Origin of the sequence: Streptomyces sp. SID12488 (assembly GCF_010548275.1) — a bacterium.
Taxonomy (GTDB): Bacteria; Actinomycetota; Actinomycetes; order Streptomycetales; family Streptomycetaceae; genus Streptomyces.
In genome coordinates this window covers 50763-72744 of the sequence record NZ_JAAGLT010000020.1, presented here as the reverse complement: position 1 = coordinate 72744, position 21982 = coordinate 50763, and the positions used below count along the sequence as shown (strand labels likewise).

General features: G+C 70.1%; 23 protein-coding genes. 13 read left to right on the top strand and 10 right to left on the bottom strand.

The window, feature by feature from the left end; all coding sequences use genetic code 11:
• Positions 1-75 precede the first annotated feature (75 nt).
• The 5 genes from G3I56_RS27205 to G3I56_RS27185 are packed head-to-tail and all read right to left on the bottom strand — an operon-like array spanning position 76 to position 4076.
• Positions 76-594 carry a hypothetical protein gene (locus G3I56_RS27205; RefSeq protein WP_164413359.1) on the bottom strand — a complete coding sequence of 173 codons (519 nt, stop codon included), beginning with the start codon at positions 592-594 and terminating at the stop codon, positions 76-78.
• 24 nt (positions 595-618) lie between these two features.
• Positions 619-1452, bottom strand: coding sequence for an ABC transporter ATP-binding protein (locus G3I56_RS27200; protein WP_164413357.1), 834 nt, complete (start codon positions 1450-1452; stop codon positions 619-621).
• Between the two features lie 13 nt (positions 1453-1465).
• Positions 1466-2248 (bottom strand): ABC transporter permease subunit, encoded by a 783-nt coding sequence (locus tag G3I56_RS27195; protein ID WP_164413355.1) that lies wholly within the window; start codon positions 2246-2248, stop codon positions 1466-1468.
• Positions 2245-3102, bottom strand: coding sequence for an ABC transporter permease (locus G3I56_RS27190; protein WP_239135117.1), 858 nt, complete (start codon positions 3100-3102; stop codon positions 2245-2247). Before G3I56_RS27190 ends, G3I56_RS27195 begins: the two co-directional genes overlap by 4 nt.
• The gene (locus G3I56_RS27185; RefSeq protein ID WP_164413353.1) at positions 3099-4076 is read right to left on the bottom strand and encodes an ABC transporter substrate-binding protein; all 978 of its coding nucleotides are present in this window, start codon (positions 4074-4076) and stop codon (positions 3099-3101) included. The genes G3I56_RS27190 and G3I56_RS27185 overlap by 4 nt, the downstream gene beginning before the upstream one ends.
• 398 nt (positions 4077-4474) lie before the next feature.
• Here G3I56_RS27185 and G3I56_RS27180 point away from each other — a divergent pair, with 398 nt between their 5' ends.
• Together G3I56_RS27180 and G3I56_RS27175 are read left to right on the top strand one after the other, a co-directional pair.
• Positions 4475-5260: a PaaX family transcriptional regulator C-terminal domain-containing protein gene (locus G3I56_RS27180; protein ID WP_164413506.1), complete on the top strand. Its 786-nt coding sequence runs from the start codon at positions 4475-4477 to the stop codon at positions 5258-5260.
• A 114-nt stretch (positions 5261-5374) separates the two neighbouring features.
• Positions 5375-6103, top strand: a complete 729-nt coding sequence (locus G3I56_RS27175) for a hypothetical protein (RefSeq protein ID WP_164413351.1) — start codon at positions 5375-5377, stop codon at positions 6101-6103.
• 39 nt (positions 6104-6142) lie between these two features.
• On the opposite strand, the gene G3I56_RS27170 is transcribed toward G3I56_RS27175, so the two are convergent.
• The gene (locus tag G3I56_RS27170) at positions 6143-7171 is read right to left on the bottom strand and encodes a DUF6745 domain-containing protein (RefSeq protein ID WP_164413349.1); all 1029 of its coding nucleotides are present in this window, start codon (positions 7169-7171) and stop codon (positions 6143-6145) included.
• Positions 7172-7254: 83 nt separating this feature from the next.
• The gene (locus G3I56_RS27165; protein WP_164413347.1) at positions 7255-7581 is read right to left on the bottom strand and encodes a hypothetical protein; all 327 of its coding nucleotides are present in this window, start codon (positions 7579-7581) and stop codon (positions 7255-7257) included.
• A 279-nt stretch (positions 7582-7860) separates the two neighbouring features.
• Here G3I56_RS27165 and G3I56_RS27160 point away from each other — a divergent pair, with 279 nt between their 5' ends.
• The 7 genes from G3I56_RS27160 to G3I56_RS27130 all read left to right on the top strand — a co-directional run bounded on the left by G3I56_RS27160 (position 7861) and on the right by G3I56_RS27130 (position 14532).
• Complete coding sequence (locus tag G3I56_RS27160; protein ID WP_164413345.1) at positions 7861-8829, top strand: STM4015 family protein; 969 nt, start codon at positions 7861-7863, stop codon at positions 8827-8829.
• A gap of 53 nt (positions 8830-8882) precedes the next feature.
• Positions 8883-10088 (top strand): STM4014 family protein, encoded by a 1206-nt coding sequence (locus tag G3I56_RS27155; RefSeq protein ID WP_164413343.1) that lies wholly within the window; start codon positions 8883-8885, stop codon positions 10086-10088.
• Positions 10089-10119: 31 nt separating this feature from the next.
• Positions 10120-10926, top strand: coding sequence for an STM4013/SEN3800 family hydrolase (locus G3I56_RS27150; RefSeq protein ID WP_203690804.1), 807 nt, complete (start codon positions 10120-10122; stop codon positions 10924-10926).
• A complete protein-coding gene (locus tag G3I56_RS27145; RefSeq protein ID WP_164413340.1) occupies positions 10923-12299 on the top strand; it encodes an STM4012 family radical SAM protein in 1377 nt (458 codons plus the stop codon). Before G3I56_RS27150 ends, G3I56_RS27145 begins: the two co-directional genes overlap by 4 nt.
• Positions 12300-12309: 10 nt before the next feature.
• The gene (locus G3I56_RS27140) at positions 12310-13239 is read left to right on the top strand and encodes an STM4011 family radical SAM protein (RefSeq protein ID WP_164413338.1); all 930 of its coding nucleotides are present in this window, start codon (positions 12310-12312) and stop codon (positions 13237-13239) included.
• Positions 13240-13264: 25 nt separating this feature from the next.
• Positions 13265-13837, top strand: coding sequence for a hypothetical protein (locus G3I56_RS27135; protein ID WP_164413336.1), 573 nt, complete (start codon positions 13265-13267; stop codon positions 13835-13837).
• A 101-nt stretch (positions 13838-13938) separates the two neighbouring features.
• Positions 13939-14532, top strand: a complete 594-nt coding sequence (locus G3I56_RS27130; protein ID WP_164413334.1) for an HD domain-containing protein — start codon at positions 13939-13941, stop codon at positions 14530-14532.
• A gap of 32 nt (positions 14533-14564) precedes the next feature.
• Here G3I56_RS27130 and G3I56_RS27125 read toward each other — a convergent pair whose 3' ends face one another.
• On the bottom strand, positions 14565-15986 hold the full coding sequence (locus G3I56_RS27125) for a DEAD/DEAH box helicase (RefSeq protein WP_239135116.1): 1422 nt from the start codon (positions 15984-15986) through the stop codon (positions 14565-14567).
• 226 nt (positions 15987-16212) lie between these two features.
• On the opposite strand from G3I56_RS27125, the gene G3I56_RS27120 reads away from it, so the two are divergent.
• Positions 16213-17070, top strand: coding sequence for an aldo/keto reductase (locus G3I56_RS27120; protein ID WP_164413332.1), 858 nt, complete (start codon positions 16213-16215; stop codon positions 17068-17070).
• 203 nt (positions 17071-17273) lie between these two features.
• Positions 17274-17987 (top strand): DUF2993 domain-containing protein, encoded by a 714-nt coding sequence (locus G3I56_RS27115; RefSeq protein WP_343240061.1) that lies wholly within the window; start codon positions 17274-17276, stop codon positions 17985-17987.
• Between the two features lie 37 nt (positions 17988-18024).
• On the opposite strand, the gene G3I56_RS27110 is transcribed toward G3I56_RS27115, so the two are convergent.
• Complete coding sequence (locus G3I56_RS27110) at positions 18025-18906, bottom strand: LuxR C-terminal-related transcriptional regulator (RefSeq protein ID WP_343240060.1); 882 nt, start codon at positions 18904-18906, stop codon at positions 18025-18027.
• A 378-nt stretch (positions 18907-19284) separates the two neighbouring features.
• Here G3I56_RS27110 and G3I56_RS27105 point away from each other — a divergent pair, with 378 nt between their 5' ends.
• Together G3I56_RS27105 and G3I56_RS27100 are read left to right on the top strand one after the other, a co-directional pair.
• A complete protein-coding gene (locus G3I56_RS27105) occupies positions 19285-19788 on the top strand; it encodes a nuclear transport factor 2 family protein (protein WP_164413330.1) in 504 nt (167 codons plus the stop codon).
• Between the two features lie 60 nt (positions 19789-19848).
• Positions 19849-20718 carry a LuxR C-terminal-related transcriptional regulator gene (locus G3I56_RS27100; protein ID WP_203690778.1) on the top strand — a complete coding sequence of 290 codons (870 nt, stop codon included), beginning with the start codon at positions 19849-19851 and terminating at the stop codon, positions 20716-20718.
• Between the two features lie 180 nt (positions 20719-20898).
• On the opposite strand, the gene G3I56_RS27095 is transcribed toward G3I56_RS27100, so the two are convergent.
• Entirely contained in the window at positions 20899-21942 is a 1044-nt protein-coding gene (locus G3I56_RS27095) for an isopenicillin N synthase family oxygenase (RefSeq protein ID WP_164413328.1), read from the bottom strand.
• Positions 21943-21982: the final 40 nt, after the last annotated feature.

Here is a 21982-nt window from a genome sequence, read left to right as displayed (position 1 = left end):
CCGGCCGCCTAAGAGTCGCTGCGGACCGGTCAGCCGGTCGCACGGCCGGTGAGGTGCGGCAATGCCTTCAATCGGTCAGGGGTACGCCACACCGAGCAGGATGTCGCGCATGGAGCCCATCCCGTACTTGTCCTCCCTGCTGGAGAGTTCCGCCACCTCACGCAGGATCGGTCCGAGGTCGATCCCCGCCGTCCGCGCGTCCGCGCACAGATCGCGCAGCGAGAGCAGCTCGTCACGGGTGTCGGAGCCCTGGTCGACGGCGGACATATGAAGCAGGCGCTGCCGGAAGCCTTCGGGGGTGGGTTCGACGGGCAGGTGGGTGGCCCAACGGAAGGAGGTGCAGCGGGAGAAGAGCCCCCGTACGGAAGCGCGAAGCGCCTCGTCGCCCTGTGCGTAGACGGCGATCAGCGCACGCAGTGCCGACTCGGCCTCCGCCCGGACACCCGCCTCGTCCAGCGGGGCCGGCCGCTGCCCCATCTTCTTCACCCAGTCGGGATCGGTGACGTCCACCGGCTGCTCCGCGATGGGCCGGACAGCCGCGTCGACCAGGGCGACCCGTTCCGCGAGCTCCTCGATCCCGGTCGGCTGCTCCATCTCCCGCTCCCCCCAAGACGCCGCTCAGCGTTCGGTCTTCTGCAGCGTCGGCTCGGGTGTCCGGTCCGCGACCTGAGGGGCCGTGTCGCCGCTCTGGTGTTTTGCCCGCTGGATCTGCTCGTAGACGTGGGCGCGCAGTTCGGCGAAGCGGGGGCTGGAGCGGGTGTGCAACTGGTCGCGTTCGTCGGGGAGGTCGATGGTCAGGTCCTCCTGCACGACGGTCGGCGACTTGGACAGGATGACGGTGCGCTGGCCGAGGTAGACCGCCTCGTCGATGTCGTGGGTGACGAACAGGACGGTGACCCCCAACTCCCGCCACAACTGCCGGATGAGGTCCTCGAGTTCGGCGCGGGTCTGGGCGTCGACGGCTGCGAAGGGCTCGTCCATCAGCAGCACCTTCGGTTCGAAGGCGACGGCTCGGGCGATGGCGACGCGCTGCTGCATACCGCCCGACAGCTGCCAGGGGTAGGCCTGGTGGGCATCGGCCAGTCCCACGACTTCGAGTGCGTGGTCCACCAGCTCCCGTGTCCGCGCCTTGCCGAGCTTCTTGCGGCGCAGGGGCAGGGCCACGTTGTCGCGGACGTTCATCCAGGCGAACAGGGAGCGGCCGTACTCCTGGAAGACGACCGCCATCCCGGGCGGGGGCCCGGCGACCGGGCTTCCGTCCAGGAGCACCTCGCCGTCGGTGGGGGCGAGCAGTCCCGCCATGCACTTCAGCAGCGTCGTCTTGCCGCAGCCCGACGGCCCGACCAGGCAGACGAGTTCACCGGCACCGATATGGAACGTCAGGTTCCGCAGGGCTTCGACGTTGCGGTTCCGTCCGGTGTAGATCTTCTGCAGGTTGCGTACGTCGAGCATCGACGGCTCCGTTTCAGGGGTTGCGCTGGGCGCGGCGCAGGCCGTGGTACCAGGCCAGGACCCGGTTCTCGGTGAACCGGAAGAGCAGGGAGAGGAGGAAGCCGAGGATGCCGAGGAGCAGGACGCCGCTCCACATCTCAGGGATGGCGAACGAGCGCTGGAACTGCACGATCGTGAAGCCCAGGCCGTTGGTGGCGGCGAACATCTCGCTGATGACCATGAGGATGATCCCGATCGACAGCGCCTGGCGCATGCCCGTGACGATCTGCGGGCTCGCCGCGCGCAGCACCAGATGCCGCAGGCGTGCGGTGCCGGTGATGCCGTAGGACCGGCAGGTGTCGCTGAGCACCTCGTCCACGGCGCGGACGCCTTCCACGGTGTTGAGCAGGATCGGCCACACGCAGCCGCTCACGATGACGATCACCTTCATGGTGTCGCCGATACCCGCGAACAGCATGATCACCGGTACGAGGACGGGCGGCGGGATCGCCCGGAAGAGTTCCAGGACCGGTTCCAGGACGTCCCGCACGACCCGCCGCAAACCGACCAGCAGGCCGAGCCCCACTCCGACCACCACGGCGAGGAGATAGCCGGTCGCGAGGCGCAGGAGACTCGGTACGACGTCGGACAGCAGCCGCTCTCCCGTCCAGACCTTCCCGAAGGCCTCCAGGATGGCGGACAGCGGCGGGACGTAGAAGTCGGTGCTGTCGGCGGTGGCGTACCACCACACGGCGAAGAGGACGGCGGGCAGGCCCAGGAGGAGCAGAGCGCGCCGCAGGACGGTGAGGACGCTCATACGGCCACCTCTGTGCGTACGGACTGGTGCCAGTGCAGCGCCCGTCGCTCGACCGCTCGCGCGACCAGGTTGACGGCGACGCCGAGCAGCCCGGTGACCAGGACCAGGGCGTAGACCTGCGGCACGGCGCCGGACGTCTGCGCGACGGCGATCTCCTGGCCGAGACCGGGTGCGCCGATGACGAGTTCGGCGGTGACGGCGAGGATGAGCGCGACGGTGGCGGCCAGCCGTATGCCCGTCATCACGTACGGCAGGGCGGTGGGCCACATGACGTGGCGCAGCCGCCCCCAGGTGCCGAGCTGATAGCTGCGGGCGGTGTCGTCCGCGACCGGGTCGACGTCCTGGATGCCGGCCAGGACCTGGACGAGGACCTGCCAGAAGGAGGCGTACACCACGAGCAGCAGCTTCGATCTGAGGTCGGCGCCGTACAGCAGGACGGCTATGGGGATCAGGGCGACGGACGGGATGGGGCGCAGGAACTCGATGGTGGAGGCGGCGACCGCGCGCAGTACGGGTACGGAGCCGATGACCAGCCCGGCGGCCACACCCGCCACGACGGAGATGGCCAGGCCCAGGCCCCAGCCGGTGAGGGTGTCACCGAGCGCGGTCCAGAACGTCTGTTCGGCGAGCAGGTGCCACAGGGCGCGGACGGTCTCCGAGGCCGGGGGCAGATAGTCGGCCGACACCAGGCCGGTGTGCGGCAGTACTTCGAGCACCACGACGAGCCCGGCGAGTCCGGCCAGGCCGCGCAGCGGGGCGACGGCGCGCTCCGGTAGCCGCCGGGCGGAGGCTCCGCCGGGACCGGTGCCGGTCCCGGCGGAGCCACTCACCTCGGTGGTGGCGGTGCGGGTCATGAGAACAGGGCGTTCAGGTCGGGCTTCTTGCCGTCGAAGAGTCCGTCCTGCTCACCGAGGGAGGCGAGCTTCTCCAGCGAGGCCATGTCGACCTCCGCCGGCCAGTTGGGCAGCGTGACCTTGGTCAGGACATCGCCGCTGAGCTTGGTGTACGTGGTGAGGATCTGGCGTGCCTCGTCCGGATGGTCGGTGGCGTACTGGAGCGACTCGCTCATGGCGGCGGCGAACTTCTTGACCAGGTCAGGCTTCTGTTTCACGAGCTGGGTGGAGGTGAAGTAGGTCGCCACGGTCAGCTTCGGGTCCGTCTCGGCGAACGGCGAGGCCACCACGCGGGCGCCCTGCGCCTTGGCGATCGTCATCGCGGGATCGCCCATCCAGGCGGCGTCCACCCGCCCGCCGTCCAGTGCGGCCGGCATCTGGTCGAACGGCATTTCGACGAACTTGACCTTCGACGGGTCGCCGCCGGCCAGCCGGACCGACTCGCGCACCGTGGTGGACCCGATGTTCTGCAGGGTGTTGACGGCGACCGTGCGCCCGGCGAGATCCTTGGCCGACTTGATCGCGCTGTCCTTCTTGACGGCCACACCGGTGACGTCGCCACCGACCTTGCCGTTGGAGGCCGCGCCGTTGACCACGGACTTGATCGGTACGCCCTTGACCTGGGCGATCATCAGCGACGTGGTGTTGCTGAACCCGAACTGGAACTGATCGCTCACCACACCGGGGATGATCGCCGCGCCGCCCTGGGCGCTCACCATCTCCAGTTCGATGCCCCGGCTGCTGAAGAACCCCTTTTTCTGGCCCAGATAGAGCGGGGCCACATCGATGATGGGGATGATGCCGACCTTGACCTGCGTGGTCTTGGTGCCGCCGGAGGACGGCGAACCACTGTCTGCCGGGTCCGACGACCCGCATCCGGCCGCGCCGACGACCGTGATCACTACTGCGGCAAGCCCGAGAATGCGCCTTTGCATGGGCCTCTCCTGACGGAAGCAACGCTGGATGGGTGAACGCTCCGAGGTGACGGAACGAGTCGCGCGGACCTGCGTGACCCCAATGTTGTGCACTTTCTTGACGGCCGCAATGTACACACCTATGTTCGCGATGTCAGCACTCAGGACAAGAGAGGCCCCGACAACTTCGACGAGCGACGGCCGCCGCCGCCAACGAGGCACAGCCGAAAGGGAGTTCCGTCCGTGCAGCCCCGTATGCGAATCCGTGGCCCCGTCGGCCCGACATCACCGTGATCCCGCCCGTGCCCCCTGACGTCGGGGAACCATCGGGCGGCCGTACCCTTTCCGACGTGCACGACGAGATCACCCAGGCCGCGGAGGAGACCCCCGCCGGACCGCAGCCGCGCCCCCAGTCACTCATGTTCGCCCTGTTCGGCAGCTACGTACTGGAGGAGGAACTCGGCCATGTGTACTCGGGCAGCGTCATCGACGTACTCGCCCGCGCCGGAGTCGGGGAACACGCCGCCAGGTCCACCCTCACCCGCATGGTCAACCGGGGTCTGCTGCGGCGCCAGCGCCAGGGACGCAGGATGTACTTCGGCCTGACCGCCCAGACGGAACAGATCCTCTGGGACGGCAGGCGACGCCTCTGGCAGACCGATGCCGTCAACGAGGACTGGGACGGCTCCTGGACACTGCTCGGCTTCTCGCTGCCCGAGTCCTGGCAGCGCCAGCGGCACGATCTGCGCTCCCGGCTCACCTGGTCGGGCTTCGGCGCCCTGTACAGCGGCCTGTGGATCGCGCCCGGCGATGTCGACGCCTCCCCGCTCGTCTCGGAGCTCGGCCTGGCCGCCCACGTCAAGATCTTCCATGCCTCGGCGGACGAGGCCACCGACATCGGCCTGATGATCCGTGACACCTGGGACCTGGGCAGCGTCGGCGCCCGGTACGCGGACTTCGACAGGCGCTGGTCCACCTGGCCCGGTACCGGTTCCGACGACCCGCTCGGTGTCCGGCTGCGCGTGATCAGCGAATGGCTGGACACCATCCGCACGGACCCACGGCTCCCCGCCGGCCACCTGCCCCCCGACTGGCCGGCCCGCTCGGCCCAGGCGACCTTCCACCGCATCGCGGAACAGACCGAGGCCCCCGCCCGCCGGATGGCCACCGAACTCCTGGAGACCACACCGGTACAGGTGCCCTGACGCGAGCGACGACAGGTCCCGCACAAAGGTCACGTGTCGGTAAAACCATCCCATGGCCGTACACATGACGCAATGATGATCCACTCGACCGGAATCGAGCTCAGGAGTCATCAAGTGCGCATCAGACAGGTCAAGTTGGCGGCCTTCCTGTCCACAGCCGTTCTGGTGGCCGGATGCGGGGGCGGCGGCAGTGACGGCGGTTCCGATGCGAAGGTCTCCCCGTCCGAATCACCGTCCGTTTCCGGGCCCGCGGACACGTCGGCGTCGTCGCCCGCGCCGACCTCCGAGGCGCCCGCCGACCCGCTCGGCGCCGCTCAGTTGAAGTCCGCGGCGCTGTCCGGCACCGAGGTGGACGGCTTCCAGATCACCGACTTCCCCGCGAAGCCCGCCGGCGGTGGCACCGCCCGGCCCGCCGCCTGTCAGCCGCTGGAGAACATGCGGACCGCCTCCCCCGACCCGGCCCCGAAGCACTTCCTAGGCCTCCTCGCCTACGCCACCGCCGGTTCGTCGGCCGGCTCCGCCACCACCATCGGACTGATGGCCTACGACCGGCCGGGCGCCGAGGGCATCCTCGACGGCCTGCGTACCGCCCTTGAGAAGTGCACCGCCTACGAGGGCGGCGTACCCGCCCGTACCACCGCCAAGGCGGGCACCGCGCCCGACGCGGGCGACGACGCCGTCGCCTTCGATCTGCACACCCAGGACGACTCCTCGGACGCCTTGGTCGTCGTGCGCAGCGGCGCCACGGTCGTCCTGTTCTACACCGTGAGCGGCACCGGCTCTTCCGCCGAGGTACCGGGGGAACTGGTCTCCGCCCAGATCAAGAAGCTGGAACAGGCCTAGGACCAGCGGGTCGACGCCCTCGGTGGGCATCGGCCCGGGTCATGTCTGCCGCAACGGCTCGTACACGTCCGCTCCTATACCGAACGTCCAGGCAACTCCCTCACGGGCCGTGCGGGTCGTCGGCGGCACCCTCAGCCAGTACGTGCGGCTCGTACCGTCCGGTTCCGGTGTGGAGTTGACGACCTCGACCATGACCACGTCCTCGTCGCCGACGAGTTCGACCCGCCACAGCACGCCTGTCTCGTCACGGTGGACGGGTTTCGCGCCGGACTCGTCCAGGTACCGGTCGTAGCCGTAGTACTCCAGCATCACCCGGCGGAGCTCGGCGTTCTCCTCGGCACGGATCCGCTCCGGGGTCAGCGCGGTCAGCTCGTCCAGGAAGTCCCGTGGCACGGGCATACCGCGCCAGGCGTACAGCTCGAACCCGTCCGCGTAGCCGAGCGCCGGTCCGTCGCCGCGGTCCAGACGGCCCGCTTCGTCGCGGTGCAGGGTCAGGGGGCGTTCGCTGACGATCGCCGTCCTCTCGTAGGGCCACCACCAGCCCGCGTCGCGCGCCACCGCGGCGAGGCCCGCCAGGGCACTGTCGCCGCCGGACTCGAACGCGCACAGCCAGGCCGCATCGTGCTGCCCCAGCGCGGCGTCCAGAAGCAGCAGGCGGACCTGTGACTCCTCCCGACGGTCGGCGGCGAGTTCCTCGACGATTCCCGCCCGCACCCGGTCGACCAGGGTGCGGGTCGACTCCCACAGGCTCGCTCCCGTGGCCCGCCAGTGCCCGCTCCACCGCTCCGGCCCCAACCGCGCGTGCAGCAGGGCCCGTTCGGCGGCCCAGGGCGCGCCCAGCACGGCATCGCGGACACCCGCGCCGAGAGGGCCCAGTGCAGAACCGTCCGGTTGAGTGGCCGTCATGAGCATCCGCACCGCCTCGCGGGGCGAGCGTGCCCACAGGATGCGGTCGGGTTCCGGCAGTCCCGCGCGCCGGTAGGCGAGTCGGACGCCTTCCTCGGCCGCCGCCCGGTCCCCCGGCCCCGTCGCTGCCGCCGCCGCCCGCCAACTGGCCTGATCCTTCAACGCCGTTCCTCTCCCCAGTGGTGCTGTGCCGGGCCACATCCCCGTGCCGCCCGGTCCTTCGCGTCCCGTGTGCCCCGGTGCTGTCAGTCGGCGACGACGCGCACCGAACCCGGGATGTACTCCCGCTGCCGGATCACCCGGTACCAGCCCTTCGGGAGCGGGATCGCCGCGTGCTCCTCGTGCACGACACGCGCGCCCTCGGGCACATGCAGCAGCATCGGGCCGAACACCCCGGCCTCCCGGATCAGGCGTCCCGGACCGGCCACCGCATGGGCGTGTCCGGTGACCTCACCGAGGGCCAGGACGAGTCTGCCGCGGCCGTCACGCGGTTCGGACGCGGCGTCGACCGCGTACTCCGGCACCGCGCCCTCGGCCAGCGCCACGATCAGAACATCTCCTTGCCGGTACATGGGTCTCCCTCCCGTTCGCGGCACGCCAAGTGCCATGGAACGACCGTAGAGGCGGGCACTGACAATCGGTCCTCGCGCCCGGTCCGGGCCGTCGTGGCCGTGCTGGCGGGTGGTCAGCCGCGGCGCGCCGAAGGGCCCTTGGGCCGCCTGGGAGGCCCCTGTTCGCGGCGTTGTCAGTGCGGCTTGGTAGAACTCCATTACCTGGATGCGATCGGCGCGCGCCAGGACGAGCAGCACGACAGCCGATCCACCGGTCTCAGCATCAGGGAGCAGGCACGCATGACACTCGGCAGCCACCTCGGGGAACTCCACGGCCTCCCGGCCTTCACCTTTCCCGACGCCGGTGACACCCCGGCGGACATGTCCGCCCTTCCGTCGCCCGAGTCCGTCGCCTGGCGCATCGCTGTGGACTCCTACGATGCCAAGGAGCAGTGGGAGGAGGCCTTCGCCCGCTTCCTGGAGGTCGTTGACACCAAGCAGGTCCGCGCGCTGATCGTCGGCGCGTGGAGCGATGTGTACGACAACGCCCCCGACAGTGTGATCGGGGCGCTGGTGGCGGCCGGCGACCGACTGCCCTCCCTGCGCGGGCTGTTCCTGGCCGACATCCTGTCGGAGGAGTGCGAGATCTCCTGGATCAACCAGGGTGATGTCGCTCCCCTCCTGACAGCCTTTCCCGACCTGGAGGAGTTCGGAGTCCGCGGGGGCAACGAGCTGGTCTTCCCCGCCGTCCGTCACGAGCGGCTGCGCAAACTGACCGTGGAGACCGGCGGCATGCCCGTCGAGGTGGTGCGCGGCATCGCGGGCAGCGATCTGCCCGCCCTCGTCGAACTCGACCTGTGGCTGGGCACGTCCGAGTACGGCGGCGATGCCGACGTGGCCGACCTGGAGCCCTTCTTCGCCGGCACCAGGCTGCCGAACCTCAAACGGCTCGCCCTGCGCAACAGCGAGATCCAGGACGCCATCTGTACGGCACTCGCGTCCGCGCCGGTGGTGGCGCGACTGGAGGTGCTCGACGTGTCGATGGGCGTGCTCACCGACGACGGTGCGACGGCGCTGCTGACCGGTCAGCCGTTGACGCATCTGAAGAAGCTCGACCTGCACCACAACTACCTCAGTGAGGCGCTGCGCACGCGGCTGCTCCAGATGCTGGAGCCCGCCGGTGTGGAGGTCGACGCGGATCCCGAAGACGCCGACTCGGACGAGGAGGACGACGGCACTGTCTGGCGTTTCGTCTCGGTGGGCGAGTAGCACACCGGCGTCCGGACGAGGACACCGAGGCACGCAGGGGGATGGGGAGCGGCATGCAGTACACGGAGACGGGGAGCGCCCGGCCGAGGTGGGCGGTGGTCGCCAACGGGGACAATCGTCGGGTGAGTCTGTTCGCCGCGGCCACCGAGGCCGCCGGGCACGGCACGCCTCGGGTGGTCGAGTGGGGCGACGTGCTGCGCGAGGGCGGACACCACTTCGCCGACGACGAGCTCGTCCGCCTCGACTCTCCCGGGGAGAGCGCCGAGGTGGACGCCCTGTTGCGCGATGTGGACGATCCGACGCGGGTGGAGGGGTCCGCGCGCTGGTACGGGCGGTTCCTGGAGTGTGTGACCTCGCTGAGCGGTGGGCGACGGCTCGACGACACGGTGGATCTGGCCGTGATGTTCGACAAACGACTGTGTCACGACCGGCTCCTCCGGGCGGGTGTGCCGGTGCCACCGTCCCCGACCTCCGGGGGCGTCTCGCCGGTGCGGGACTGGGCGGACGTACGGGGCCTCATGGAGGAGGCGGGCCTGCGGCGCGTCTTCGTCAAGCTCGCGCACGGTTCGTCCGCCTCCGGTGTCCTGGCGATCGAGACGACCGCGTCGGGCCGCATCCGCGCGACCACGTCCGTGGAGCGGACCGAGGAGGGCCGGCTCCACAACTCCCTGCGTGTTCGCCGCTACACCGAGGAGCGGGAGATCGCCGCGATCGTCGACACTCTCGCCCCGGACGGGCTGCACATCGAGCGGTGGCTGCCGAAGGCGTCGCTCGGCGGCCGGTCGGCGGATCTGCGCATCGTGGTCGTGGGCGGCCGGGCCACCCACGCTGTGGTCCGCACGAGCCGTTTCCCGCTGACGAATCTGCATCTGGGCGGAGCGCGCGGCGACCTGGCGGCCGTGCGGGCGCTGGCCGGTGACCGGTGGGCCGCGGCCCTCGAAACGAGTGAGCGGGCCGCGGCCTGCTTCCCCGGCACTCTGTGTGTCGGTGTCGATCTGCTGCCGGCCGTCGGTTGGCGCCGTTTCGCCGTCGGCGAGGTCAACGCGTTCGGCGACCTGCTCCCCCGCCTCACCGGCCTCCCCGGCAGCGGGGCGGAGGGCCTGGACACGTACGCCGCCCAGGTCGCCGCGGCCGTCTCCTTCACCCCCGGCGGCCTGCCCGCGACACGGCGTCCGGCCGCATCAGCCGCCCCACCCACATCACTCGCACCACCCGTACGACCGCACGAGTTGCCGAGGAACACACATGCCACCGTCTGAGCCCCTTCCCGCCCCGGCCGCCGGGCCGGACATGAACCAGGTGGTGGGCCGCGACGATCTGCTGCTGCTCACCCTGGACACCCTCCGTCACGACGTGGCCGTCGAACTCGCCGCCGCCGGACGGCTGCCCAACCTGGCCGCGCACCTGCCGGGCGGCACCTGGGAGAAGCGGCACGCGCCAGGGAGTTTCACCTACGCCTCCCACCAGGCGATGTTCGCGGGCTTCCTGCCCACACCGGCGGCTCCGGGGCCGCATCGGCGCTTGTTCGCGGCCCGGTTCGCGGGCAGCGAGACGACAGCGGAGGGGACGTACGTCTTCGACACCCCGGACCTCGTGTCCGGCCTGGCCGCGCACGGCTACCGCACGGTGTGCGTCGGTGGCGTCGGCTTCTTCAACAAGCAGGGCGCCCTGGGCGACGTACTGCCCGGGTTCTTCCAGGAGAGCCACTGGGAGCCGGAGTTCTCGGTGGCCTCCCCGACCTCCTTCGAGGCGCAGGTGGCACGCGCCGAGAAGACGGTGTCCGAACTGCCTCCCGAGCAGCGATTGTTCCTCTTCCTGAACGCCTCCGCGCTGCATCAGCCGAACTGGTTCCACCTCCCCGGTGCGACCCGCGAGGCGGGCGACAGCCGGCTCACCCACGCCGCTGCGCTGGAGTACGTCGACCGTCATGTCGGGCGGCTGTTCGCGGCGATGAGTTCACGCCGCCGCTGCTTCGCCATCGTCTGCTCCGACCACGGCACCGCCTACGGGGACGACGGCTACACCGGTCACCGCCTCGGTCACGAGTCCGTGTGGACCGTGCCCTACGGCCACTTCTTCCTGGAGCCGTCCGTATGAGCAGCCCGACCGTCACCTCGGCGGACAACCCGGAAGACACCTCCGACCGCCCGCCGCGGCCGTACCAGAGCTATACGTACGCGTACCCGCACAAGACCGCCTACCGGCCGCTCACGCCCCGGCCCCGGCTCGTGGACCTGTGGGCCGGGGAATCGCGGCACTCACTGTCGCTGTATCTGCACATCCCGTTCTGCGAGGTCCGCTGCGGCTTCTGCAACCTCTTCACCCGTATCGGCGCGCCGGACGATCTGACGGGCCGCTACCTGGACGCCCTGCAGCGCCAGGCCGCCGCCGTCCGTGAGGCCCTGGGCGACTCACAGCCCCCGCGGTTCGTCAACGCCGCGTTCGGCGGCGGCACTCCGACCTTCCTGGAGGCCGCAGAGCTGGAGCGGCTGTGCGACATCGCCGAGCGCGAGATGGGCGTGGACCTGCGGGCCGTCCCGCTGTCCGTGGAGGCGTCGCCGTCCACGGCCACGGCCGACCGGCTGGCAGTGCTGGCGGAGCGGGGTGCCACCCGTATCAGCCTCGGCGTGCAGAGCTTCGTCGAGGAGGAGGCTCGGGCCGCCGTACGCCCACAGCACAGGTCCGATGTCGAGGGGGCGCTGACCCGTATCCGCGAGGCCGGTGTGCCGGTCCTCAACATCGATCTGATCTACGGCATCGACGGCCAGACCGCGGCCAGTTGGCGCTACTCCCTGGACGCGGCCCTCGCCTGGCGCCCCGAGGAGATCTACCTGTACCCCCTCTACATCCGCCCGCTCACCGGCCTCGGCCGCCACACCGACCCGCCGACGGCCGACCGGGAGTGGGACGGGCAACGCCTGCGCCGCTACCGGGAGGGCCGCGACCATCTCCTCTCCCAGGGCTACGAGCAGGTGTCGATGCGCATGTTCCGGCGCTCGGACGCGCCGCCGCAGGGTCCGGACGACTACGCCTGTCAGACCGACGGCATGATCGGTCTGGGCTGCGGCGCCCGCTCGTACACCTCGCGGCTGCACTACTCCTTCGACTACGCGGTGTCGATGCGGGAGATACGCGGCATCATCGACGACTACACCGCCACCGAGGACTTCTCCCGCGCGCTGCACGGGCGCCCGGTCGACGAGGACGAGGCACGGCGCCGGCATCTGCTGCAGTCGCTGCTCCAGGCCGAGGGCCTGCCCGTCGCGGAATACCGGCTGCGGTTCGGTTCGGACCCGTACGAAGACTTCCCCGCCGAGCTGGACACCCTCGCCGTCCGTGGCTGGCTCGACGGCGACCGGGCGGAGTGGCTGCGGCTGTCCGCCGAGGGGCTGGCCCACTCGGACGCCATCGGCCCCGACTTCTTCTCACCGGGCGTGCGCGACGCCATGGCCGCCTACGAGACGAAGTGAGAGGCGTGCGATGGATCTGACACTGCTGTACCGCGGGCCGCTCTCCTCCTGCGACTACGACTGCCCCTACTGCCCGTTCGCGAAGCGCCGCGACACCACGGCGCAGTTGCGCGCCGACCGCGCGGCACTGGAGCGGTTCACGGCGTGGGCGCGCGACCAGCGGGAGGATGACCGGCTGTCGGTGCTCTTCACCCCGTGGGGCGAGGGACTGGTCCGCTCCTGGTACCGGCGCGCTCTCGTGGAGCTCTCGCACCAGCCGCACGTACGCCGGGTCGCGATTCAGACCAACCTGAGCTGCCGCACCGACTGGCTCGCGGACGCGGACTGCGACACCGTCGCCCTGTGGTGTACCTACCATCCCGGGCAGACGCCCTACGAACGGTTCCTGGCCAAGACGTACGAGCTGTCCGCCCTCGGGGTCCGCTTCAGCGTCGGCATCGTCGGCGTACCGGACCATCTGGAGCACGCGCGACGGCTGCGCGCCGAACTGCCGGAGCATGTCTACCTGTGGGTGAACGCGGCCGAAGGACACATCTACACGGACGAGCAGGCCGGCGAGTGGAGTGCGCTGGACCCGCTCTTCCCGTTCAGCCGCCACCCGCACCGCTCGGCGGGCCTGCCATGCCGCACGGGTGAGTCGGTGCTCTCGGTGGACGGTGAGGGCGCGGTGCGCCGCTGCCATTTCGTCCGCGCCGAGCTGGGAAATCTGTACGACGGTTCCTACCGTGCCGCGCTTCGCCCGCGGGTCTGTCCTTCGGAGGTGTGCGACTGCCACATCGGATACGTGCACCTGGAGACGCTGCCGTTGTACGACGTGTTCGCGGGCGGCGTCCTGGAGCGGATTCCGCGGGTCCTGCCGGCCCGACCGCTCCTGCCGCTGGTCCCGTACGAGCGAGGTGGCGTCGGCGCGGCTGCCATGGCAGGGTCGCCCGAGTCGTGAACGTGCTGTTGGTGAGAGGAAGTTCGTGGATACGCAGACCTGGGACGACTTGGCCGCCTCGATGAGGAACGCGTACATCGCGGGCCCGGGCGAGGGGGGTGTGCCCCGCCCGGTCATCATGCCGCTGGTCCGCGGTGAACTGGTCGGCCTGATCTGGCTGCGTCCCGTCGAGACCGGCAAGGACGCGCTCACCGGTATCGCCCAGCTGTCGAACATCGCCGCGGCGGCCGGTGCCGACGAGGTCGTCCTCGCGTGGGAGACCCAGGACGTCGCCGCCACCTGCGAGTTGCCGGTCACCGACCCAGCGCCGTGCCTGAACCTGGTGCACGCCACGAAGGACGGCCACACCCTGCACCGCTTCCCTTACGCCGAGCAGGCCACCACCGGCGCCCCCTCGGACCAGGCCATGCTCGAACCGCAGTGGCTCCCCGCGCCAGAGCCCCAGCCTGGCGGCGAACTGATCCCGCCGGTCCGGGCCGCGGTCGACTACTCCTTCATCCCGCTCGACATCGACCACCCCTCCCCCTTCGGCGTCACCGTCGTCCTGATGGAGGAGGACGGCTACAGCGTGCGCCTGACCGAGGCGTTCGCCCTCTGACGACCGGTCAGCAGCCCGAACACCGATCCTCGCCCTCCGGATCGCCGCCGGCCGGGAAACCACAAGAGGGCACCGCGGTCCGTCAGTACCCTGGCGCGGTGATGACCAACACACTCCTGTCGAAAGCCGTGAGCGGCGCCGTCGACCCGCCCCTGCTTCCGCTGCCGGACCGTGTCTCGGGAATTCTGTCGGAGCTGGGAAGTCCGCCCCGGCTGGCGGCTCATCTGCGCGCTGTCCACGACGTCGCGCACCAGTTGGTCGACTGGGTGGAGCAGCACTGCCCCGCTGTGCACTTCGACCGCGAGGCGGTGCTCTTCGGGGCAGCCACTCATGACGTGGGAAAGACAGTGCACCACGGCGAACTCTCCGGGCCCGGATCGGCTCACGAGGAGGCCGGGCAGACTCTTCTGCTGGGCCACGGCGTCAGCCCGGACCTGGCGCGCTTCGCCGCGACGCACGCGTCATGGTCGGACACGCCTGTCGGCCTGGAGGACTTGCTGGTCAGCCTCGCCGACAAGATCTGGAAGAACAAGCGTGTCCCCGACCTGGAGGATCTCGTCGTGGCCCGGCTGACCGAAGCCAGTGGCCGAGCGGCATGGGAGGAGTTCATCGCGCTCGACGAGGTCCTCGCCCGCATCGGCGACGAGGCCGACCGGCGCCTGGCGTTCCAGGCATCCTTTCCGGTCTACGGCTGAGGAACGAGGGTGCCCCCTCCCTCACCTCCGCGTCAGCGTCCCTTGCGGACTCGGGCCGCGGCCCGGGCGTCCGCGATCTTGCGGGCCTCGGTGGCTTTACGGGACTCCTTGGCAACGGGGCGGCCCGGGCGGGTGCCGATGCCGCGGAAGGGGGCGTTGCCGGTGGTGGTCTTCGTCTCGGTCGGCGGGCGCTTCGCGCCGGTGATGGCGGTCAGCTTCTCCTCACCGGAGTGCACTTGTGCGACCGTCGGGCGAATCCCGGCGTCGGTCATCATCCGGTTGACGTCGCGCCGCTGGTTGGGGGTGACCAGGGTGACCACCTTCCCGGACTCCCCCGCGCGCGCCGTGCGCCCGCCGCGGTGCAGGTAGTCCTTGGCGTCGGCCGGCGGGTCGACGTTGACGACCAGGTCGAGGGCGTCGATGTGAATGCCCCGCGCAGCGACGTTGGTGGCCACCAGCACGGTGATCGCACCGTCCTTGAACTGGCCCAGCGTGTGCGTGCGCTGCGGCTGCGACTTCCCGCTGTGCAGGGCGCCGGCCCGTACCCCGCTGGCACGCAGGTGACGGGTGAACTGGTCCACGCCGGTCTTGGTGTCCAGGAACATCAGTACCCGGCCGTCGCGCGCGGCGATCTCCGTCGCGGTCGCGTACTTGTCGGCGGCGTGGATGTTCAACACGTGGTGTTCCATCGTGGTGACCGAGCCCGCCACCCGGTCGACCGTGGCGACCACCGGGTCGTGCAGGTGGTCGCGTACCAGCTGGTCGACGTTACGGTCGAGCGTCGCCGAGAACAGCAGCCGCTGTCCGTCGGAGGGGATCTGGTCCATGATCTCCGACACCTGGGGCAGGAACCCCAGGTCGCACATCTGGTCCGCCTCGTCCAGCACCGTGACCCGCACATGGTTCAGGACGCAGTCCCGGCGCGACACCAGGTCGGTCAGCCGTCCCGGGGTCGCGATGAGCACCTCGGCGCCGGTCCGCAGCTCCGCCTGCTGCCGGTTGATCGACAGCCCGCCGACCACCGTCGCCAGTCGTACGTTCAGTGTCCGTGCGTACGGTGCCAGCGCGTCGCCGACCTGCTGCGCGAGTTCCCGGGTCGGCACCAGCACCAGCGCGAGCGGCCGCTTGGACTCCGCACGCCGGCCGGCCGTACGGACGAGCAGCGCGAGCCCGAAGGCGAGCGTCTTGCCGGAGCCGGTTCGCGCGCGGCCCAGGACGTCACGGCCGGCCAGCGCGTTGGGCAGCGTCGCCGCCTGGATCGGGAACGGCTCCGTGACCCCGAGGCCCGTCATCGTCTCCATGAGCTCCGGCGGCAGCCCGAGCGCGCCGAACGAGGCGGCCGGCGGCAGACCCGGGGCCACCGTCTTCGGGGTGGAGAGCTCACCCTGCGACAGAGCAGCCTGCTGAGGCTTGCCCGCGCGGGAGTGTCCGGGGCCCGACGGTCTGGCGTTCATGAGGAACCTTCCTGGTCTGACGCCCGCAACGCCCCGGGGCCCGTACCCCTTGGCACGGGCCCCGGCGGTGTCGAAGCGTGAACCCCATTTTATCAGCGGCGGCACCCCGATTCAGCTGCGCGGGTGCTGAATGCGTTCGTATTCCTCTATTGGACCTCAGGGCGTCGGCGAGCAAGGCTGGAGCGCGCACCCTTACTTCGCGACACCCGGAAGAGGTCACGAGCACATGCACACTCGACGCATCGGTGACGTGGAGGTCAGCGCGATCGGTCTGGGCGGGATGCCCATGTCGATCGAGGGACGGCCGGACGAGGCCCGTTCCCTCGCCACCATCCACGCCGCGCTCGACGCAGGTCTGACACTGATCGACACCGCGGACGCCTACCACCGGGGCGCCGACGAGGTCGGTCACAACGAGAGCCTCATCGCCAAGGCGCTCGCCTCCCACGAGCGCGGCCCGGACGTCCTGGTCGCCACCAAGGGCGGACATCTCCGTCCCGGCGACGGCAGTTGGACCCTGGACGGCTCCCCCGCGCACATCAAGGAGGCGTGCGAGGCCTCGCTGCGCCGCCTGGGCGTGGAGGCCATCGGGCTGTACCAGTTCCACCGCCCCGACCCCAAGGTCCCGTACGCGGAGTCGGTCGGCGCGGTCCGGGACCTGCTGGACGAGGGCAAGATCCGTATGGCCGGAGTCTCCAACGCCGACCCGGACCAGATCCGGCAGGCGAACGAGATCCTCGGCGGACGCCTGGTCTCCGTGCAGAACCAGTTCTCCCCGGCCTTCCGCTCCAGCGAGCCGGAACTGCGGCTGTGCGACGAGCTGGGCATCGCGTTCCTGCCCTGGAGTCCGCTCGGCGGCATCTCCCGGGCCGGCGGTCTCGGTTCGGCGTACGCCCCGTTCGCCCGCATCGCCTCGGCCCACGGCGTCAGCCCGCAGCGCGTGTGCCTGGCCTGGATGCTCGCCAAGTCGCCGGTGGTCGTGCCGATCCCCGGCGCCAGCCGCCCGGAGACGATCCGTGACTCGGCGGCTGCCGTGGACCTGGTGCTCTCCGCGGAGGAGTCGGCCGAGCTGGACGCCGTCTGACACCTCCTGGGCTCCCGGCCACCCAGGCGAGGCGTCCCCCGCGGTTTCCTGCCGTTTCCCGCCGAGCCCTCCATCGACGACGGACGCCTTGACGCTGCTTTGAACAACCGGACGTCCGCCCATGTCCAACGGCACCCTGGAGTCTCCTCCGGCCTCCGTGTGAGCGCCCTGTACTCGGCTCACCACAACACGGGGGGATCGGCGTGAGACGTCGATGGGTGAAGGTTCTGCTGATCACGGTCGTGGTGCTCGCCGCGCTGTTCACGGCCGCCGACCGCACCGCGGTGCACTACGCCCACAAGGAAGCGACGCGGCTCGCCGAGCAGAAGTACGGCTACGCCAACACCACCGACGGCCATGTGGACGTGACGATCCAGGGCTTTCCCTTCCTGACCCAGGCGGCCGGCGAGAACTTCGGCCATGTGAAGCTGACCGCGAGCCGGTTCACCATCGACACCACGGCCAACCTCCAGGGCGGCTATCTGCACGTCGACCGTCTCCACCTGGACCTGCGTGATGTGCGGGTGACGTCGCTGACGGCGCGCAGTGCCGAAGCGAACCTCGTCACCGGCACCCTGACCCTCTCGTACGAGGAACTGTCCGGCGTGTTGTCCCGGCTCACGCGCGACGGCGGCCCGTTGCGGGTCTCCCGGGCGCCGGGATCGAACGGCCAGGCGGCACGCGTCCAGGTCTCGGGCACGGTCGGCGGGACGGCCCTGAACGCCACGGGAACACTTCTGGCGCAGGGCACAGAACTGTCCCTGACGGTCCCCGGTGTGGAGAGTGCCGGAAACGTCTGGCGGGTCGGCCTCCCGGAGGGCGTCGGCTTCGAGGCGGCGCGCGCCACCGCGGACGGCGTCGAGATCAGCCTCGTCGGTCACCAGGTGACGCTCGGCTCGTCGCGCTTCGGAGGCTGAGACGAACGGCGCGAGAGGGGACCGACGGAGCGCGGCTCTACGGAAGCAGTCCCGCCCGGCGGGCCGCGGTGACGGCTTCGAGCCGGGTGCCGGTGCCGAGCTTGCGCATCACCGAACGCAGATAGCCCTTCACGGTCTCCAGGCCGATGTCGAGCCGGCCGGAGATCTCCAGGTTGGTGCAACCTGCGGCGACCGCGGCCAGGACGTCCACTTCGCGCGGCGACAGGCGCGCCGCCGGCTCATGTGACGCCCGCTCGGAGCAGCAGCCCGACTCCAGCAGGGAACACACCTCGTGGAAGCGCTCCTTGAGGTGGCCCTCGCCGATCGTCGCCGTCAGGTCCAGCAACTCGGCGTGGACCTCGTGCACCTGTTCCAGGGCCACCGCGTCACGGGGCGCGGCAGGGCTTCGTGCGGCCCGGTCCTCCGAGAGGAGCCGGTGCGTGTGGTCGCGGGTCGCGAGGAACTGCTCCAGGTCGCGTGCCGCCGCGGTCACCGCGGTCAGTACGCGGTCACCCAGCCGTACGGCTTCACGCGACCCCACGAAGAGCGCGGCTCGTACCGTGGTACCCACGATCACGGGTGCCGCTGCCATCGCCCGCACCCCCTCCGCCGCGACGAAGGAGTCGTACTCATGGCTGATCTGCTGGGCCGACCGGTAGTCGCTCACCGCGGCGAGCCGACGTGTCGTCAGCACCTGCCCGATCAGTCCGGCGCCCGCCGGCACGGGGAACCCTCTGCGGCACGGCGACTTCATGCCGCTGGTCTCTCCGATCTGCAGCAACTTCGGGCCGACGACCCAGGCCGCACCCGCGACAGGCATCCCGCTGTCCCTGCGCAGCGCCAGCACCGCGGCACGGGCAGCGGCGGCCTCCGCACTGTCCTCCGCCGGAAACACGACCGGGTCGACTCCTTGCCTCACCGCAGCTCCATGCCCCTCCCTGTGCGCCGAGGGGCTACTCACCCGTCGCCAGGAGAACAGTTCTGCAAGCACCCTTCGACGTCAAGAGCCTTGTACCAAAACCAAATTGACTGATCGTCAGTTCCAACCGGAGTGACAGGCCGCATACGGAATCCCCTCATCCGGGGGTAGCTGGTCGGCACGGTTTGCCCCATGGTGGTGCCAGTAGAAAGCCGCTTCCCGGTCGAAGGAACGGGATGTACAGCCGTATGACCCGTCACCAGGGCAGCGCGCCACCCCCTGCGCGCCCGGCGGCTCCGAGCCCGTTCGCAGACCATCGGCAGCTGACCTCGGCGTCGCGGAAACACTCTCTCCCCCCACATCCGTCTGGCGGTACATGTGACACCTACCGATCCGAGCAACTCACCTGAGAAGAACGCCGGTTGGCAGGACGGAGCCCAGGACCGGCAGGACCTGCGCCGGCTCGTCGACACCTACGCGTCCGCCCTGGACCGGCAGAACCCGAAGCTGTTCGCCTCACTGTTCGACGAGGACGGCGAACTGGTGCTGAACTTCCCGACAGGCACCGGCCGTCCGCCCCTCGTCCTCGACGGGCGGGACGGCTGGGCCGGCGAACTGTCCGTGTTGGCGCCGTGCGTCGTCACCACGCACTTCGTCGGCAGCCACACGGTCCGGCTGGCCGGGGACAGCGCCTCGGGAGAGACCGACTGCCTCGCGCACGAGATGTACGCCGACGATGCCGAGGCCGCCAGACTGCGCGTGCGTTCCATGCGCTACCGCGACTCCTACCGGCGTGCGAGGGGGGTCTGGCGCTTCACCCGCCGGGAACTGACCGTCGACTGGACCGAGGACCGCGTCCTGTCGCTCCCCATCGGCCGCTGACCCCGCACAGCAACACATGTCGGGAGCAGACCGGGCTCCCGCGCAGACCGAGGAAAACGTATGACAGCGAAACCACTCCCCGTTTCGGACGACGACCGCCAACTCAGGCGGGCCATCGACTCGTTACGTCACACCACCGGCGTGGATCTCACCTTCGGCGGCGTCGTGACCAGAGGGCGACACGCCCAGCTCACCGAGTTCGCCGGGAACTCGACCAGAGCCCTCATGGGCTTGACCCTCGGGTTCGGCATGGGACTGGGCGGCAAGGCGGTGGCTCTGCACCGCCCCATCGCGGTCAACGACTACGCGAACTCCAAGCGGATCAGCCATCACTACGACCTGATGGTCGCCGCCGAGGGCATTCGTGCCGTCGTGGCGGCCCCCGTCGTGGTGAACCGGACGGTACGGGCGGTGATGTACGGCGCGGTGCGCCAGTCCGTCGGTCTTGGCGACCGGACTGTCGACGCCGTCATGGACACCGCTCGCGCTCTGGAACAGAACCTGGCGGTGCGCGACGAGGTGACGCGCCGCCTCGGCCGCCTCGACGAGCCCGGGGTGGCCGCCGACCGCGCACCGGAGCCGGCGTCCACCCGGTGGGAGACGATTCGCGAGGCGTACGCCGAACTGCGGGTTCTCGCCCAGCACCTCACGGACAGCGACCTGCGCGACAGGGTCGCCGCGCTGAGCGACAGGCTGGCCGACGCCGGAGCACCGGCCTCCCGGAACTCCGGCGCCCCGGTCCTCTCGTCGCGAGAACTCGACGTCCTGTCGTGCGTCGCCCTCGGGCGTACCAACACCGACGTGGCGAATGAACTCGGTCTTCGGGCCGAAACGGTGAAAAGCTATCTGCGCAGCGCGATGCGGAGGCTGGGATGCCATTCGCGCCTGGAGGCGGTCATGACCGCCCGCCGCCTGGGTTTACTGCCCTGAGAGCGGAAATTCCCATGAGAACAACGCGAGAGCAACATCAGGACAGAAATCCAGGGAAAAGAAAGAGCGGTTTCCGAGTTCCGGCACATTCTGGAGCCGCCCAGCCGCCTGGGGGGCCGCCCGGTGGCGGCTGGACGGCTTCAGAATTCGCCGGAACTTCTGGCATGTGGCAGACACGGTTCAAGAGTTGAGGGCTTCCTTGCGGAGCCGCTCAAGAACGGCGAGCCGGTCTTCCCGCTCGATGCGCGCGGTGGTCCAGTGGTCGGGACAGCAGCGCATGAGCATGTTGGTGAAGTGCGTGCCGTAATGGATGAAGTCGTCCGCCTCGGGTGCGTCCAGGGGGCGGGCGACGGCCTGGAACGACGGCTCGTGGATGTACGCCACGGTGAATCGCTCACGGTCGGCCAGGCGCACCTTGTTCGGGGTCGAGAGGAGGGTTCCGCCGGTGATGAACTGCATGATGTCGCCGGGGAAGACGGTGAAGACCGAGGGTGTCGGGGGGACGAAGGTCCAGGGGTCCTCGTTCTCGTGGCGCCCGGCCATGGACTCGCCGGGCAGCCAGTTGCGACCGCGGGTCTCGCCGGGGACGGGCGGCCGGATGTAGAGGCCGCCGACCTCGTCCTGGACCTCTATGACGAGGAGACCGTAGTCGGTGTGGGAGCCGATACCGTGCTCGGAGGTGGTGTCGGCCGCCGGGAAGCGCAGCACCCTCATGTGATGCCAGCCGTCGTTGGTGAGCCGCGTGAAGTGCTCCATGTCGTCCAGGCCGAGACCCAGCGCGGTCAGCTGGAGCAGCCGGTGGCCGATGTCTCCGACGACGACCATGTAGTCCTTCATGGCTGCGGCGTACTCGACGGACGGCCAGGGGGTGGGGCCGTGACACGGCCACCTGTCGAGGAAGCGGGGGTCGTCCTCGGGGATGTCGGGACAGACGGTGAAGAGCTCCGAACCGTCCTTCTCCCCGGCCGTCTCCTCCTCACAGGACGCGGCATATCCGCTGTAGGTGAGGTCGGAGACGAACTGGGCCTTCTCCTTGAGCGGGAGGCCGACGAAGGCTCTGGACGCGTCCAGGGCTCGTCCGATGGCAGCATCCTGGTCGGGAGTGGCCTGGATCTGGAAGATACCGTCGACCTGCCAGGCGGCGACGAGCGCCTGACCGAGTAACCGGTCGGCGTCGCTGCCTTCGACGGTCGGGGGCAGTGGGAAGGTCCGCAGTTCGGTCATGCGCCCACCATGAACCGGAAGTGCATAATCCACTACCCCC

Coding starts and splice junctions, on each gene's coding strand:
- G3I56_RS27205 (WP_164413359.1), bottom strand. CDS start 594: ATGGAGCAGCCGACCGGGATCGAGGAGCTCGCGGAACGGGTCGCCCTG.
- G3I56_RS27200 (WP_164413357.1), bottom strand. CDS start 1,452: ATGCTCGACGTACGCAACCTGCAGAAGATCTACACCGGACGGAACCGC.
- G3I56_RS27195 (WP_164413355.1), bottom strand. CDS start 2,248: ATGAGCGTCCTCACCGTCCTGCGGCGCGCTCTGCTCCTCCTGGGCCTG.
- G3I56_RS27190 (WP_239135117.1), bottom strand. CDS start 3,102: ATGACCCGCACCGCCACCACCGAGGTGAGTGGCTCCGCCGGGACCGGC.
- G3I56_RS27185 (WP_164413353.1), bottom strand. CDS start 4,076: ATGCAAAGGCGCATTCTCGGGCTTGCCGCAGTAGTGATCACGGTCGTC.
- G3I56_RS27180 (WP_164413506.1), top strand. CDS start 4,475: ATGTTCGCCCTGTTCGGCAGCTACGTACTGGAGGAGGAACTCGGCCAT.
- G3I56_RS27165 (WP_164413347.1), bottom strand. CDS start 7,581: ATGTACCGGCAAGGAGATGTTCTGATCGTGGCGCTGGCCGAGGGCGCG.
- G3I56_RS27160 (WP_164413345.1), top strand. CDS start 7,861: ATGACACTCGGCAGCCACCTCGGGGAACTCCACGGCCTCCCGGCCTTC.
- G3I56_RS27155 (WP_164413343.1), top strand. CDS start 8,883: ATGCAGTACACGGAGACGGGGAGCGCCCGGCCGAGGTGGGCGGTGGTC.
- G3I56_RS27150 (WP_203690804.1), top strand. CDS start 10,120: ATGAACCAGGTGGTGGGCCGCGACGATCTGCTGCTGCTCACCCTGGAC.
- G3I56_RS27145 (WP_164413340.1), top strand. CDS start 10,923: ATGAGCAGCCCGACCGTCACCTCGGCGGACAACCCGGAAGACACCTCC.
- G3I56_RS27140 (WP_164413338.1), top strand. CDS start 12,310: ATGGATCTGACACTGCTGTACCGCGGGCCGCTCTCCTCCTGCGACTAC.
- G3I56_RS27130 (WP_164413334.1), top strand. CDS start 13,939: ATGACCAACACACTCCTGTCGAAAGCCGTGAGCGGCGCCGTCGACCCG.
- G3I56_RS27125 (WP_239135116.1), bottom strand. CDS start 15,986: ATGAACGCCAGACCGTCGGGCCCCGGACACTCCCGCGCGGGCAAGCCT.
- G3I56_RS27120 (WP_164413332.1), top strand. CDS start 16,213: ATGCACACTCGACGCATCGGTGACGTGGAGGTCAGCGCGATCGGTCTG.
- G3I56_RS27100 (WP_203690778.1), top strand. CDS start 19,849: ATGACAGCGAAACCACTCCCCGTTTCGGACGACGACCGCCAACTCAGG.
- G3I56_RS27095 (WP_164413328.1), bottom strand. CDS start 21,942: ATGACCGAACTGCGGACCTTCCCACTGCCCCCGACCGTCGAAGGCAGC.